This is a genomic window from Paenibacillus sp. MY03 (assembly GCF_002165585.1).
GTDB classification, from domain to species: domain Bacteria; phylum Bacillota; class Bacilli; order Paenibacillales; family Paenibacillaceae; genus Pristimantibacillus; species Pristimantibacillus agaridevorans.
In genome coordinates this window covers 116,202-130,036 of sequence record NZ_MXQD01000035.1, presented here as the reverse complement: position 1 = coordinate 130,036, position 13,835 = coordinate 116,202, and the positions used below count along the sequence as shown (strand labels likewise).

Genomic DNA, 13,835 nt, shown 5'->3' with positions numbered 1-13,835 from the left:
GTATCGCCAAGATAAAAAAACGGAGTTCCATCGTTGTAATTAAAGTGGCGATCATTGTCTCCAATTTGTAGAAATCCGCGCTTATACAAATCCAGTACACCAGAATAAGGCGTAGCCTGAAAAGATATGGCACTGCTCCTGTTAAGTCCAGTGTCATCAGCAGATGGATCAGCTTCTACCGTCATACTCCATGTTCCCGTAACAGTAGGAGCAAATCTAACCTTCCATATGCGCCCCCCGTCCCAAAATGCGGGGCGAGTGATTTGAATGCCGCCCGGTCCCGTAAAGGTTGCAACGACATCCACATCTGCGAAGGGATCATTGTACGTTTTCGAACTCATCAAGGACAGCTCCATGCTACGCCACTGCTCAATCGATTCACGTATGACGATGTCTGTTGTTGCTGCAACCCCCGAGCCGTCCAATGCCTCGGCCGTTACGGTAACGGTTCCCGCTGTAATCGCTGTCAGGAAACCTGTAGCGGCATCGATTACCGCCATTCCCGAAGAACCCGGTTTCGGCGCGACACTCCACGTTACGGACTGATTCGTCGCATTGCTTGGTTGTGCCTCAGCTTTCATTTGCACAGAGAAACCCGGCAGAACCTCCATTGTTACTCCACCTGTCATATTGAATTGCTCCACCTCTATGAAAGAGGAGTAAACCTGAATTTCATAAATGTTTACATAAACCTGATCTGCACTGATTCTGACATAACGACCCTTTGTATTCGCCGGGAGCATTGCTCCGAATACATTGTGATCCAGGATGTTGGTTGTCGTCGTATTCTGCAAATACTCATACTTGCCTATTCCACCGTCTCCGGAGACCACCTCTGTCCAATTCACGGCATCGTCGGAGACGTACACCTTATTTGTTTTGTTCCAATGCCGGGCGTAATGGATCGCTACATAGTCCAATGTTTTTTTTCGTCCCAAATCCAGATACAGGTCTATAAATCCTGTCGACGCTCCCGAGAGCGTACCAAGATCGCCATCGGTCAGGTTGCTTTGCACGCCATCATGAATGACCATACCGTTGTAGGGGGTAACGGGTGCCCCTTGCGATACAATTAATGAGCCTGGAGGAGCCTCCGCATATCGTTTCGACCCATCTGCAGATGTAATAACCAGTGGTGCAGTCGACATAAGCAGGGCGAAGCCAAGAAGCCAAATGAACGATCGTTTGAAAAAACTTACTTGAATAACATCCGTAAGCGTTAACATAACTGGTTCATCCTCCCATGGTTGTGCCAATTAAAACTCAACCTTTCAAAGAACCAACAATAAGCCCTTTGATCATGTATTTCTGTGTGAATATAAACAGGAGTATGAGCGGTAATACCGCCAAGGCCGACAGAGCGAATACAGGGCCATAGTCCATCGATTGTTTATTGGCATAAAATTGTACGATCTGCGGCATCAACGTCATCTTCGACTCCGACTTCAAATACAGCAATGGACCCATAAAGTCGTTATATATGGCAGTCACATTGGTAATTAAGATCGTCCCCGTGGCAGGCAATAACAGGGGCAGTACGATACGGGCAAAAGATTGCATGGGCCCGCATCCGTCAATGAAAGCCGATTCCTCGATTTCCTTAGGGATCGACTTCATAAAACCTACATAAATAAACGTCGCGATCGGAATTGCGCCTGCGGCATAGAGCAATACCATAAAGGTGCGGGTATCAATTAATTGAATACTTACACCCATTTTAAAAATGGTCACCATTGTTGTCTGAAGCGGCACAATCATCCCGGATAAGAATAAATAATAGATTGCTTGAAACCAGCGATTCTTGACCCTGGCGATGGCATATCCCGCCATTGAACATATGACCACAATGCTAACGAGCGAGAAAGACATGATGACAATTGTATTAAAGAAGCCGTCAAGCAGCTTAACCTTCTCAAACACAATCGCAAAGCTGCCCCAATATAACTCTTTGGGAAAAGCGAAAGGATCATAGAAGATAGCCGGCGACTTAAAGCTCCCTACATATAAAAAGTAAATGGGATACAACAATACGCAGGCGAACAGGAATAGGCCGACTTCAATGGCAATATCTGTGGGGTTCAGGCGTTTCCTGACCATTACATCTCTACCTCCCTGCGTCTCGTAATCTGCAATTGTATGAAAGTAATGACCATTATAATGAGCATGAGCACGACGCCTGCCGCAATGGAATACCCGGCGTTGTTTTCTCTGAAGGCCGCATTATAGATAGCCAGCGCCAATGTATAAGATGCGGTTCCCGGTCCTCCCGAAGTTAAGATGTAGGGAATATCAAAGAGTTTGAGTCCTCCGACGATAATGAGAAAGGTCACGATCGTAATCGTCGGCATGAGCAGTGGAACGGTGATTTTCAGAAATCGCTGGATTGCTCCTGCCCCATCTATACGCGAAGCCTCATAAAGATCCGCCGGGATGGATTGCAGCCCCGCCAGATAGAAGATAACGCAATAACCTAGCCCTTGCCATTGCGTCAACAAGATGATAGTAATAAACACCGTATTCGTCTCGCCAAGCCAATCTCTGACCCAACCACTGAGGCCAAGCTGGTTCAGCACGAGGTTCAACGTACCCTCATAGCTAAGAATTTGGCTCCACACAACCGATAACACGACCAGGCTGATAATAACAGGAAAAAAAACAGCTGCTCGCAAGAAGTAACCGGTCACAAACTTGCGATTAAGCAATACTGCAATCCAGATCGCTAACGGATTCTGAATCAACAAACCGAACAAAGCCATCTTGAATGTATTCATGGCGGCGGCAATCATCTTACGATCTTCAAAGAGAAATGCATAATTGTCCAATCCGATAAATACCGGCTTACGTATAGAATCCCATGTTGTAAACGAGTAATAGAGGCTTCGGATAAATGGATAATAGGTGAACGTAATGAATAACAGCAGAGCAGGAAGCACGAACAAAGCGGCCGTCCCTATCCATTTTCTTTCCAAATGCGTGGCACTTCCCTTCTAACCTTATAGATAAGGGACAACCCCCCACTTATAGCGTGTGAAGGTTATCCCTGAATGTAATTGTCATTTATTCTGGAGGCAAGACGCGTGTTGCTTTGTCCTTCTCATGTTTGGTTTGAGCATCTTTCAAATCAGCAGGGCTATATTTAGCGCCCGACACGATCTTGGTCATGGTCTCAATTAAAGAGGTTTCTGCAGAAGAACTAATAAAGGCCTCAAACCCGTACATTGTTTTCCCCTTGTTAACAGCTGCTAGAAACTCGTTCATTGCCGTATTCGAATAGGTTACGTTCATACCTTCCAGAGGCGGCAATGATCCATTACCTACGCTATACGGACCCAAAATATCTTCATTCATAATGATAGCGATGAGATCCTTGCCTTGTTGTTGCAGCTTGGACTTTGCATTAAGCGATAAAGTCTCGCTTGGTGATAAGTTGATGCTGTAAAATCCATTGTCGTCAGGGAATTCAAAGTATCCGATATCAAACCTGGAATGACCTTTTTTCGTGAAATTCTCCTCTGCCGCGCCCGGCAGCCACGCTCCCTGAACAATCATCGCGGCATTCCCGCTAGTGAACTCGTCGGACGATTGCGGCCAGTCGATGCTAAGCGCTGTTTTGTTAAAATAACCTTTTTCTGTCAAGTTCTGCACTTTGTTCAAGAGAGCTTGAATTTCCTCCCCTTCCAGACTCTTTTCACCATCGTACAATTGTTTGTTGAAAGTAGGATCAATACCGTTTAATACGCTTGAGAAGAAATTGGACATAAACAACCCGACTGTCCACGTATCCTTAAAGCCGAGTACGATTGGCGTCTTGCCTGCCGCTTTAATTTGTTCGCAAAGAGCCAGAAATTCGGCATATGTTGCAGGAGCAGCCAGTCCAAGATCATTAAAAATCTGTTTGTTGTACCATACTCCTGCACCACTGAGACCTAAAGTGCCCCCAAATATTTTGCCGTTAACCGTAGTCGCCGGTCTTGTTCCCGGGGATAACTGGCTGACCCAAGGTTGGTCCGATAAATCTACTAAATAATCAACTTCTGCATATTGATTTACTGTATTCTGATGGAAGAATACATCCGGAGCCGTATTGGAAGCTAACTCAGCCTTCAAACGATCGAAGTAGGTAGCACCCAGCAAGATATCCCATTGAATTGTCGCATTTGGATATTTTTCTTTGTACTTCTTTTCGACATTTGCTTTAAATTCCTGCATAAATGTACGATCATCGATGAACCATCCGCCTAATCGAATCGTAAATGCTTCATCGCTTCCCCCAGTGGCTTTCACCGAAGGCTCGGCTTTGCTCGTAGCCTGACTTGTTTCCGTTGCGTTGCCAGCACCGTTATTGTTGTTACTCGAACATCCTGCCATAATCACTGCGACAATCAGCATTAGCGAAATGAGCAGCCTCTTTTGTTTAGCCATTCTATGAAACCTCCTTTATGTGTCTGTTTTCATTATAGATTTGGAGGTTAGGCTTTTCATTGCGTACAGATGACTTGAATTTTCGTGTATATGACCAACTGGGGCGTGTCTGAATACTCCGAGGGGAGCAGATTTTGCCGAATTTTCGTTCCATGCAAGGAACTTTTGAGAAGTCGTACCGGGGGTACGACAAGCAAAAGTGACGAAGCAGGGGGCGGAAAGGCGGTGAAAGATGCCCCTGAGCGGGTTTTCAGACACGCCCTAGTCGTTCACTCCTTATTTATTCCGGACATCCGATACTCTTTGGGACTGACGCCCACTGTCTTTTTGAACAAATGGCTAAAATGTGCTGCATCTTTAAAGCCTGTACTGTATGCCACCTCGCTCATCTTGACATCACTTGCTAACAATTTTATTTTGGCTCTATCGATTCTGTAACTCCATAGAACGTCGCTGAAGGTTTGTCCGGTTACTCGCCTAATTAGCCGACTGAGATAAGAGGGATTCAAATACAGATAATCTGCCAATGTATTGAGAGAAATCTCGTCCGTATAATGATCTGCTATATACTGCTTCATCTTGCGAATGACGATGCTTCCGTTATCTTGACCTGAGGCTCTGATCAAATCCGTCACCTCGAGCAGGAAGGATTCCAAAAACTTCATGAGATCAGCCAAAACATCGAATGCAAGGAGCTTCCTGCGGATACTGTTAAAGTCCGGATAATGATCCTTAACCGATAACTCGCTTAGCACCTTCTCTGCACGACTTATAATTTCCATCATGTAATGCTGAATGAATGCTTTGTTTAATTGTTTGGACAACAGCTCTCTATAGACTTCACGCATTTGAGGAGCAATCGCATTCTTGTCAGCCCGCCGAATCAGTTCTTCAAGGCCGGCCAGCCTTTCCTGATCCCAATCCATTGTGTCATTGCTCAGCGAGGCAATCGCGCTGTAAGAGATAATGGATTGTTTCCCCAGCAACATGCGATAATCAAAACATTTCCGCACCTCTTCCCACCCTTGCGGAAGATGAAGCAGCGACGGCAGCAGACCGCTAATCCCGATGGATACGCTGAACTCGAAAGCCTGGCGTGACGCTTCCAATACTTCCTTCGCAATCTTCATGCTGTCTCCGATTAATTCCCACTCCCCGTCCAACGGTTCGAACAAAAGGACAAACAGCCCACGATGATCCATGTACGTCCAAAAGTGATAAGGATATTTCCGAACCGCACAGGATATAACCTCCCTCAAGGAAAGCTGCGATAGCGGCTTACCCATCGTATGCAATAAGTCCACATTATCGATTTCCACAGAGAGAACGACAAGTCTGCGAGTAGTTCGATCTTCCCGATCGAGCCATTCTCTTTTACGATCAAGATTCATCTCCTCCGACAGCATGACATTAATGGTATTCTCCTGTTCCAGCGAATCCGTCTGATCATTATGTCGTGCATCCTGCATGACCATTTCTACCACACTGAACAATTCTTCCAGATGAACCGGTTTAGTGATGAAATCGATTACGCCAAGCTTAAACGCCTGCTTCGCATATATAAAATCATTGTAGGCAGACAAAAAAATAACCGGAAGATTGGGGTTGGTCTCCTTCAACTTCTCTGTAAATTCAATACCATCCATAACCGGCATTCTAATGTCCGTAATAATCAGTTCCGGCTTCAACTCCGCTACCCGATTTAATGCCTCATATCCGTTATGTGCCGTACCCACAATTTCACAGCCCATATCCTCCCATTCGTCAAGTCCTGCCAGATGATTCCGCAGCATATCCTCGTCTTCTACAATCATGATTCTCATGGTGTTCATCAGCCCTCCGTAAATGTCATTGGCAGCAAGATACGGATAACTGCTCCTTCTCCTGCTGTATCTATTATTTCCAGTCCATATCTTGCTCCGTATAGCAGTTTAATTCTGGTTTCCAATTGATTGAGTCCTGTTCCTAATCCCTTTTTCTCATTTATTGCTTCTGTTTGAGTGAAATCTTTTGTTTCCACAATCGATCCCGGTTCTTCTTGTCTTGTAACGCCGCCTCCGTTATCGCGCACTTCAAGAATCAAATCGTAGTCCAATTCATAGGCCAATACCTCAATATGGCCCGTAGTCATGATTTGACTGATGCCATGGATAACAGCATTTTCCACCAAAGGCTGCAAAATGAGCTTAGGCACTTTAACGGACAACAGTTCTTCAGGAACTTGTACAGTAAAGGTTAACCTCTCTCCGAGTCGATATTGATGCAGTTGCATATACCACTGCACAAATTGCACTTCCGTTTTTAGCGTTATAAAGTCATTGCCTGGCGTTATTGAAAAACGAAGTATGCGAGATAGGGTTTGCACCATTTCGGGCACTACTTTAATTCCTTCGGGGCTCTTGGCAATGATTCCGACGATTTCCAGCGTGTTGTATAAAAAATGTGGGGACATATACATTTTTATGGCTTTAATCTCAGCATCTTTTTTATAGAGCTCCGCTTTATAAACCTTATCAATTAAGTCTCTGACCTCTGCAATCAGACTATTAAAGCTTTCGCTTAGTATTCCGATTTCATCGTACGATCTAATGCCTTTAATCGGCACAAAAACCTCTTTTTCCGCCTTGCGCATCAGCATCGTCAGCTTGCGAAGTGGCCCTGTTACACGCTTGAGCAGGACAAAGGTAAGCAGCAATACCACTCCGAGCGAAGCAATGGTTGTCCAGGCTGCAAACCTGCCCAATTGAATGATTTCATGATACAGTTCAGATCGACTCACTACGTTGAAGTACACAAAACCGGAGTAAAGGGAAACTCGTTTGTTTACAACAATCTGTTTGGACGTACGAGCCTGGAATAACTCTCCGACGGATTCGGGATTGCCCGCCGACAAAATAACATTTCTGTTGTTGGTAATGAAAAAGGAGCCCTCCGGATAAGAAGCATATAATTCCTTTATGGCTTCAGGCTTGAGCATGACAGAGAGATATCCCAGCTTCGTATTCGTTGTATAATCGATAATTTGAATGGAACAGACAAGGCGGGAATGATCAACAAAAAATGCCCATTCCGGTTTATCCCGTTGAGAGAACGGAAGAACGGTCAGCGCCAAATGGAATTCGGGATCCGTTGCATTCTCTGTCTTATAGATTTTCCCCGCTTCGTTATATAAGTAGATTGCGTCGATATAATTAATGCCAAGATCGGTGTTCGTTAGCACGAAGTTTAGAAATGCAATTAAATTGCTTTCTAGAGACTTTCGCTCTGCAAGATTAATCTCTCCTGTCGATGGGACCCTATCATTTTTCAGAACACTGATCATGACTCTGTCGTCTGCATAACCTTCCAAATTTTCTGCAACCGCTTTCAAAATAAAGTCGATTTTATCCGAGGTTTCCACGAGCGTATGGCTTCTCGATTCGAGAAGCCTTGTTTCAAATATGCTCTTGGAACGCAGGTAAAAGGTCGTGCTGACAAGCGCAAGCGGTATAACAGTAAGCAGCGAATATAGAATGACCATTTTATAGAATAGTTTGGAATTAATTTTCCGCCATACCGTACGAAAAAGTGATATTGGATGGATTCGCAATTGGTTTCTCCTTTCTATCGATGTTCTCATGTCTGAACTAATTTTATTTTAGCAGGTTAATTCGTAATTACGTAAGGGTTTGTTGACGTCGCTTGCAAATGGTTTTATCAATGAAAAAGCATGCCCTCAGCGGAATGCCGAAAGAGCATGCGGGGAACTATGGACGTCCTGGTAAGACGGCAACCGGTAGCGCTCATCCGATTCGATTCTTTGGACTAAACGACCTCTCTCGTTCATTATTGTTCCAACAAAGCCACCTCGGAAATCGTACCTTCGATTGGATCCAGTCGCAACGTTTTCACTTCAAAGCCAGATAACGATACGGGAATGGACTTCCCGCTTCTCCCCAGGATGATCGCCGTTTCGCGAGCTTGTCCCGTAGGTTCAAAGAGACGCAAGATGTACCCATCGCCACGCTCTTCGCGTTTAAATGTCGTTAATTGCACGACTTCATCTTCAAGCTCGAACGGACAACCCGGCAACTCGCCAAGGCCTGACGGGAAAAATGATAATACGAATGGCTTCTCTCCATGTGCAAGCGCTTCGCGATCGACGGCCTCCAGCCGTTCCTTCTTGTTCCCTGCATTCAGCCAGAACGTGAATTGGCGTTCTCCTTGATCCATACGCGGCAAAAAACGATCCTGAACGACAAGCGGTCTATCCAAAATAGGATGCGCGCAATAAGCAGGAGACCGCAACAACGTCATCCTGATTTCCCCGTCCTTGAAATCCGAACCATACACACCGTCATTAATTACCGTAAAAGCCGAATGACCGTCCACCGCTGCAACCCATTTCTGAGCGACCGCTTCATGACCATCTTTCGGCAATTCAGCCACTCCGAACATCGTCTGTCCGCGATATGCAGCATGGTCACCGATCGTGGTTGGAATCGACCACTTCAGTAATTTATCCTTTTCGTTCCAGAAAACTCTGACGTGGATCTCGATTTCGCTTCCTTGTTTCGGTAGTTTGTAAGTTTGCACAATTTGAGAATTCCGATAGAAGAACAATGCTTCGATGACCGTACGCGCCTCTCCATCCTCGATTACACGAACCGATGGAAGCAGCCCTTTGTCCACCCCCGAGAAATCCGTTCCTTGACCTGGAGGCATCAACTGAAAACGCCCAAGAACATCTCTAAACGCATTGACGTCCATTCTCCACGGGTCTCCGTTATCGTTAACAACAAGGGGGACGCAAGCTCCCGGGGCTATTCTATTTTTACCATCTACAGCATACTCGTCCATTAGTCCCGTCAAAGCATTAATGACGACGTACAGATCCTCGGTCTGGAATACAAACTTCCCTTGATCCGCTGTGAGCGCAGGACTCGGCTTCTCGGCAAGCAGCTCCATTCGGCATTCGAATCGGTTCATAGACATCGGCGGCAGCTCGGCTTCGAAAACGACTTTTTTTCTCCAATCCAGATTAAGGTTGCTATCCTCCTTCTCCGGTTGGGAAGGAACGCGCACCCCGTCCTTATAGACGATCGGCATAGAATATTCTTCATTCCAGTTCTGGTCTTCGAGCATGAATTCACACTCCCATACGCCGCGAACCGGATACGGATGAGGATTATAAACAAGGATAGGATATTCTCCTTGTTCAGCGACCGGCTGCCCGGCAGCGAGCGCAAAGAAGGCGCGCGCCTTCAGTTTGCTTAGGATCTCCAGACCGTGATCAAGCCCTCTTAGCGAAGTTTCCTCGACACTTTGTACCGACGAACCCGGCAAAATATCGTGAAACTCGCTCGTAAGCAAATCCTGAAGCGCGGCTTGAAGATCATCATAAGGATAGGAAAGCCCTGCTTCCAATGCGGCCATCGACAGCATTTTTTCCGTCATATATAATTCGTTCTCGAGCTTCCGATGTTTTTGCTTGATCCGAATTTGCGAGGTGTAGCAGCCTACGAATCGTGGATTCAAATCCCCTTCGAACGCTGGCAAATCTTTGACTTGAGCGAGCTCCGCAAAATAAGTTTCAGGCGTCGAGTGCACGATCTCGAAATCCTCCCTCGCTCCCTGCAGCTCTGCTATCAGATTCAGGTCAACTCTCGATGGTCCGCCGCCATGGTTGCCGACACCCCATAAGACAAGACCAATCGGCGCATCCGCATTCTCATCCATCCATTTAACGATTTTATCAACCGATTTGCCCAGTTGGGAATTATATCCCCCCCAGACCTTATGCGCCATGACCGAGCTTCCATTAAAGCCTTTCCAAATAAAATCTTGTGCCGGTAATGTCATCTCGTCCGGCCGCATGAAGATATAAGAATCGAAACCGGCTAAATTCAATATTTGTACAAGACCTTGGGAATGGCCAAACGGATCGAAGTTGATCGCCGTCGTCGGATCATGCCCTTCTCCGAATTTTTCACGGAAATAGGTACGCCCTGCGAGAATTTGACGCACCATCGATTCGCCGGAAGGCATATTGCAATCCGGTTGCAGATACCATCCCCCCATGATGTGCCACTTGCCGGAGGCAACCAGTTTGCGAATCCGCTCGAACAACTCTGGTTCATATTCTTCGATCCATTGGTACAGTATCGCTTCATTATGATTGAAGACATAACCTTCAAATTGTTCGCAGAAGTCGGCCGCTGCGCGGAAAGTGGACACCGCTGCGGCGGCGCCTTCTTCCCACTGCCATTGCCAGACGGGATCCAGGTGCGCGTTGCTGAGCAAATGCAATTTTTTCATTTGTACAAGTCATCCTCTCTTGTTTGACTCCCCCTATTGTGTCACAGCCAAACATGCTGTGAGAATTGCGAGAAATGACTTCGATTTGCACTAAAATGATGTGAATAGCAGGACTCCGAAGCTTTCGTCGCGAACTCTTTCTGTACGATAGGGGGATTTCATCCAATGGGGATACTCGAACGAAAGTCGCAAACGCAATTTTTGACCCATCACGCATGTCGAACCATAACCTTAAATGATGTCGTCATCGAATGGATCGATATTTTATTCGAGGACTCTTCCGGAGTTTCATACTGCGCTCCCCATTCCCATGATTGGTACGAATTCAACTATGTCGTGCAAGGGACCATGCATACCGCCCTGGAGGACGGAATCATGCATCGGATGGATCAAGGTACATTTGTGCTCATCCCTCCGGGATTCGTACATTCCCATCGTTACGAAGTATCCTCTCCTCACGAAGGTTTATGCCTAAGATGGCGGATGTTCCAAAGGACGGCGGATGCGGATACAGAATCGAAATTAGATGCGATCGCCATCTATGACAAATTGATGCGTTTAACCATTGGAGTAACGCCTCCCAAGACGGACGAGTTCGGCATCGGAAAATATCTTGAAACCCTGCTTGCGCAGTCGGAAGCTGGCGAGCAAGCTATCTTTTTGCAGATGTCTTTTGTACGGCTTTTGCTGCGCTTAACCGAATCGCTTCCTGCTGCCCCCCTAGCCTTTTCTCCTGTCAAACCGACGAATCGGCTTGTCCGAAAAGTCGATATTTTCTTGGGAGACCTGCAAGATAGGGAGCTGGACGTAAAAAGCCTCGCAGCCTCGTTGCATCACAGCTATGCCCATATTGCTCGGGAGTTTAAGCGTCACACAGGCCGAACCATTATCGAGCGTATGACGGAAATCCGGCTTTACAAAGCGGAAGACTTATTGAAGCATACCGATCTGTCGATCAAGGAAATTGCCGACCGTGCAGGGTTTTCGAGCGCCTTTTACTTCAGCCGCGTGTTCAAATCGGCTTACGGGATTAGTCCTACTGCATATCGCAAAGGCTGTTTTTTCGATTAAACGGCCTTTATTTGGCATACACAAAAGGCCAGAGCCGAGAGACAGATAACCTCTCCGCGCCAGCCTTTATAGAATCCTTATTATCCCTCTAGCGAAACGATAGCCGATAGCATGCTACCCCTTCACCGCCCCAATCATAACGCCTTTCACAAAATACTTTTGCAAGAACGGATACGCGCACAGAATCGGCAGCGTGGCCACGATGATCGTCGCGTATTTGATCGTTTCGCCGATCGGCATCTGGTCTCCCGAGCTAATATCGGTCATCATGCTGCTCGTATCGTTGACGATCAGTATTTCGCGCAAGATGAGCTGCAGCGGGAACAAAGCCCGATCCTGCAGGTAAATCATCGCCGAGAACCAGGAGTTCCAATGCGACACGCCATAAAATAGCAGCATAACCGCGATAACCGGCATCGACAGCGGGAAGACGACCGACCAGCAGATGCGAAAATCACTCGCCCCGTCCAGCCGTGCGGATTCCTCCAGCTCGACCGGCACCGCCTGAAAGGCCGTTCTCATAATAATGAGATTAAATGCGCTGATCGCCGTCGGGATGATGATGGCCATTCGCGTATCCAGCAGCCCCAGCTCGTTAATGAGCAAAAACGTCGGAATCAGACCGCCCTCGAAAAACATCGTAAACGTAATCATAAACATAATGGGATTTTTCCATAACACGTCCCGTCTCGATAAACCGTAAGCCGCCATGGACGAGAGGAAAATATTAAGCGCCGTACCCGCGATCACGTAGAACAGCGTGTTAAGATAAGCCGTGCCGATCGACGGATTCATAAATACCATCCGGTAGGCGTCAAACGTAAAACCTTTGGGGAACAAAAGAAGCCCTCTCGTCTGAACCAGCTGACCGGGATCGCTAAACGACGCGAACAATACGAATATGAGCGGATACAGAGCAGCCAAGGAAAGCCCGAATAAAAAGGTGATATTAAATACTCCGAATACCTTCTCGCCAGTCGTCGCCCTCATCTTACACACTCCTTACCATAGTTTGGTCTCGCTCGTCTTGCGAGAGACGGCGTTGGCGATGATGAGCAGCGTGAAGCTGATAATCGCATTGAACATGCCGACTGCGGCGGCATAGCTGTAGTTCGTCTCCAAGATGCCTTTCCGGTACGTATAGGTGCCGATAACGTCGGCAGTCGAATACGTAATCGGATTGTACATAAGCAGTATTTTTTCGCTGCCGACCGCGAGCAATTGACCAATATTGAGAATGAGCAAAATAATGATCGTCGGAGCGATGCCGGGAAGCGTCACGTGCAGCGTCTGCTTCCAGCGGCTGGCGCCGTCGATTCGGGCGGCTTCGTAGATGGAAGGATCGATCGTAGCGATCGCCGCCAGGAATATGATGGAGCTCCATCCGACGTTCTGCCAGATCCCGGAGCCGATATACAACGTTCGGAACCAGTCCGCTTCCCTCATGAAAGCGATCGGTTCGATGCCAAGCAGCGAATTCAGCACATTGTTAACCAGCCCGTCCCGCGCCAGGAAATCGAACATAATGCCGACTACGACGACGAGCGAGATGAAATGCGGCATATACGTAATCGTCTGAACGGTCCGCTTGAACCAGCTTTTGCGCACTTCGTTCAGCAGCAGGGCAAGCACGATTCCTGCCGGGAACGCGAAGATCAGACTATATAAGCTGAGCAGAATCGTATTCACGAGTATTCTTCCGAAATAAAAGCTGGAAAAAAAATCGACGAAGTTATCGAAGCCCGTCCACGGACTTCCGTTAATGCCCAGTTTGATCGCAAAATCCTTAAACGCGATTTGCATGCCGTACATGGGACCATAATGAAACAACAGGAAATACGCGACCGCCGGACTTAACATCAAATAAATCAACTTGTTTTTCGCAAAATCCTTCCGGACACGTTGTCCGAAGCTTATACGGGAGCCGGATCCGCCGATCCCAGCCGATGATCCATTGGATTTCTCTATGACCGCCATAACGTTGCTCCTCCCTATCCCCCGTTAAATCGTCCGTGCCTGAAGAATGGACAAGACAAACTCTCCAG

At 47.0% G+C, this 13,835-nt stretch carries 10 protein-coding genes; 1 reads left to right on the top strand and 9 read right to left on the bottom strand.

The annotated features are described in order from the left end of the window. The 7 genes from B1748_RS24565 to B1748_RS24535 form a co-directional block, all read right to left on the bottom strand. A partial coding sequence (locus tag B1748_RS24565; protein ID WP_143810378.1) for a DUF5060 domain-containing protein occupies positions 1-1,226 on the bottom strand: 1,226 nt, incomplete at its 3' end. Between the two features lie 37 nt (positions 1,227-1,263). Next, complete coding sequence (locus B1748_RS24560; RefSeq protein ID WP_087570583.1) at positions 1,264-2,097, bottom strand: carbohydrate ABC transporter permease; 834 nt, start codon at positions 2,095-2,097, stop codon at positions 1,264-1,266. Continuing rightward, positions 2,097-2,969, bottom strand: a complete 873-nt coding sequence (locus tag B1748_RS24555) for a carbohydrate ABC transporter permease (RefSeq protein ID WP_087570582.1) — start codon at positions 2,967-2,969, stop codon at positions 2,097-2,099. Before B1748_RS24555 ends, B1748_RS24560 begins: the two co-directional genes overlap by 1 nt. Positions 2,970-3,057: 88 nt before the next feature. Further along, positions 3,058-4,422 carry an ABC transporter substrate-binding protein gene (locus B1748_RS24550; RefSeq protein ID WP_087570581.1) on the bottom strand — a complete coding sequence of 455 codons (1,365 nt, stop codon included), beginning with the start codon at positions 4,420-4,422 and terminating at the stop codon, positions 3,058-3,060. Positions 4,423-4,691: 269 nt separating this feature from the next. Further along, positions 4,692-6,254 carry a response regulator transcription factor gene (locus B1748_RS24545; protein WP_087570580.1) on the bottom strand — a complete coding sequence of 521 codons (1,563 nt, stop codon included), beginning with the start codon at positions 6,252-6,254 and terminating at the stop codon, positions 4,692-4,694. Further along, a complete protein-coding gene (locus tag B1748_RS24540) occupies positions 6,254-7,822 on the bottom strand; it encodes a sensor histidine kinase (RefSeq protein WP_179215802.1) in 1,569 nt (522 codons plus the stop codon). Before B1748_RS24540 ends, B1748_RS24545 begins: the two co-directional genes overlap by 1 nt. 425 nt (positions 7,823-8,247) lie before the next feature. Then, positions 8,248-10,719, bottom strand: a complete 2,472-nt coding sequence (locus B1748_RS24535; RefSeq protein WP_087570578.1) for a glycoside hydrolase family 38 N-terminal domain-containing protein — start codon at positions 10,717-10,719, stop codon at positions 8,248-8,250. 165 nt (positions 10,720-10,884) lie between these two features. Between B1748_RS24535 and B1748_RS24530 the strand changes: the two genes are divergently transcribed. Continuing rightward, positions 10,885-11,790: a helix-turn-helix transcriptional regulator gene (locus tag B1748_RS24530; protein WP_087570577.1), complete on the top strand. Its 906-nt coding sequence runs from the start codon at positions 10,885-10,887 to the stop codon at positions 11,788-11,790. A 114-nt stretch (positions 11,791-11,904) separates the two neighbouring features. Here the strand turns inward: B1748_RS24530 and B1748_RS24525 are convergent, their stop codons facing one another. Together B1748_RS24525 and B1748_RS24520 are read right to left on the bottom strand one after the other, a co-directional pair. Beyond that, positions 11,905-12,780: a carbohydrate ABC transporter permease gene (locus tag B1748_RS24525; protein ID WP_087570576.1), complete on the bottom strand. Its 876-nt coding sequence runs from the start codon at positions 12,778-12,780 to the stop codon at positions 11,905-11,907. 12 nt (positions 12,781-12,792) lie between these two features. Beyond that, entirely contained in the window at positions 12,793-13,767 is a 975-nt protein-coding gene (locus tag B1748_RS24520; protein ID WP_087570575.1) for an ABC transporter permease, read from the bottom strand. Positions 13,768-13,835 lie beyond the last annotated feature (68 nt).

Bases quoted from the DNA above. Each gene is read 5' to 3' on its own strand.
- B1748_RS24550 (WP_087570581.1), bottom strand. From the start codon at position 4,422: ATGGCTAAACAAAAGAGGCTGCTCATTTCGCTAATGCTGATTGTCGCA.
- B1748_RS24560 (WP_087570583.1), bottom strand. From the start codon at position 2,097: ATGGTCAGGAAACGCCTGAACCCCACAGATATTGCCATTGAAGTCGGC.
- B1748_RS24525 (WP_087570576.1), bottom strand. From the start codon at position 12,780: ATGAGGGCGACGACTGGCGAGAAGGTATTCGGAGTATTTAATATCACC.
- B1748_RS24535 (WP_087570578.1), bottom strand. From the start codon at position 10,719: ATGAAAAAATTGCATTTGCTCAGCAACGCGCACCTGGATCCCGTCTGG.
- B1748_RS24545 (WP_087570580.1), bottom strand. From the start codon at position 6,254: ATGAACACCATGAGAATCATGATTGTAGAAGACGAGGATATGCTGCGG.
- B1748_RS24520 (WP_087570575.1), bottom strand. From the start codon at position 13,767: ATGGCGGTCATAGAGAAATCCAATGGATCATCGGCTGGGATCGGCGGA.
- B1748_RS24530 (WP_087570577.1), top strand. From the start codon at position 10,885: ATGGGGATACTCGAACGAAAGTCGCAAACGCAATTTTTGACCCATCAC.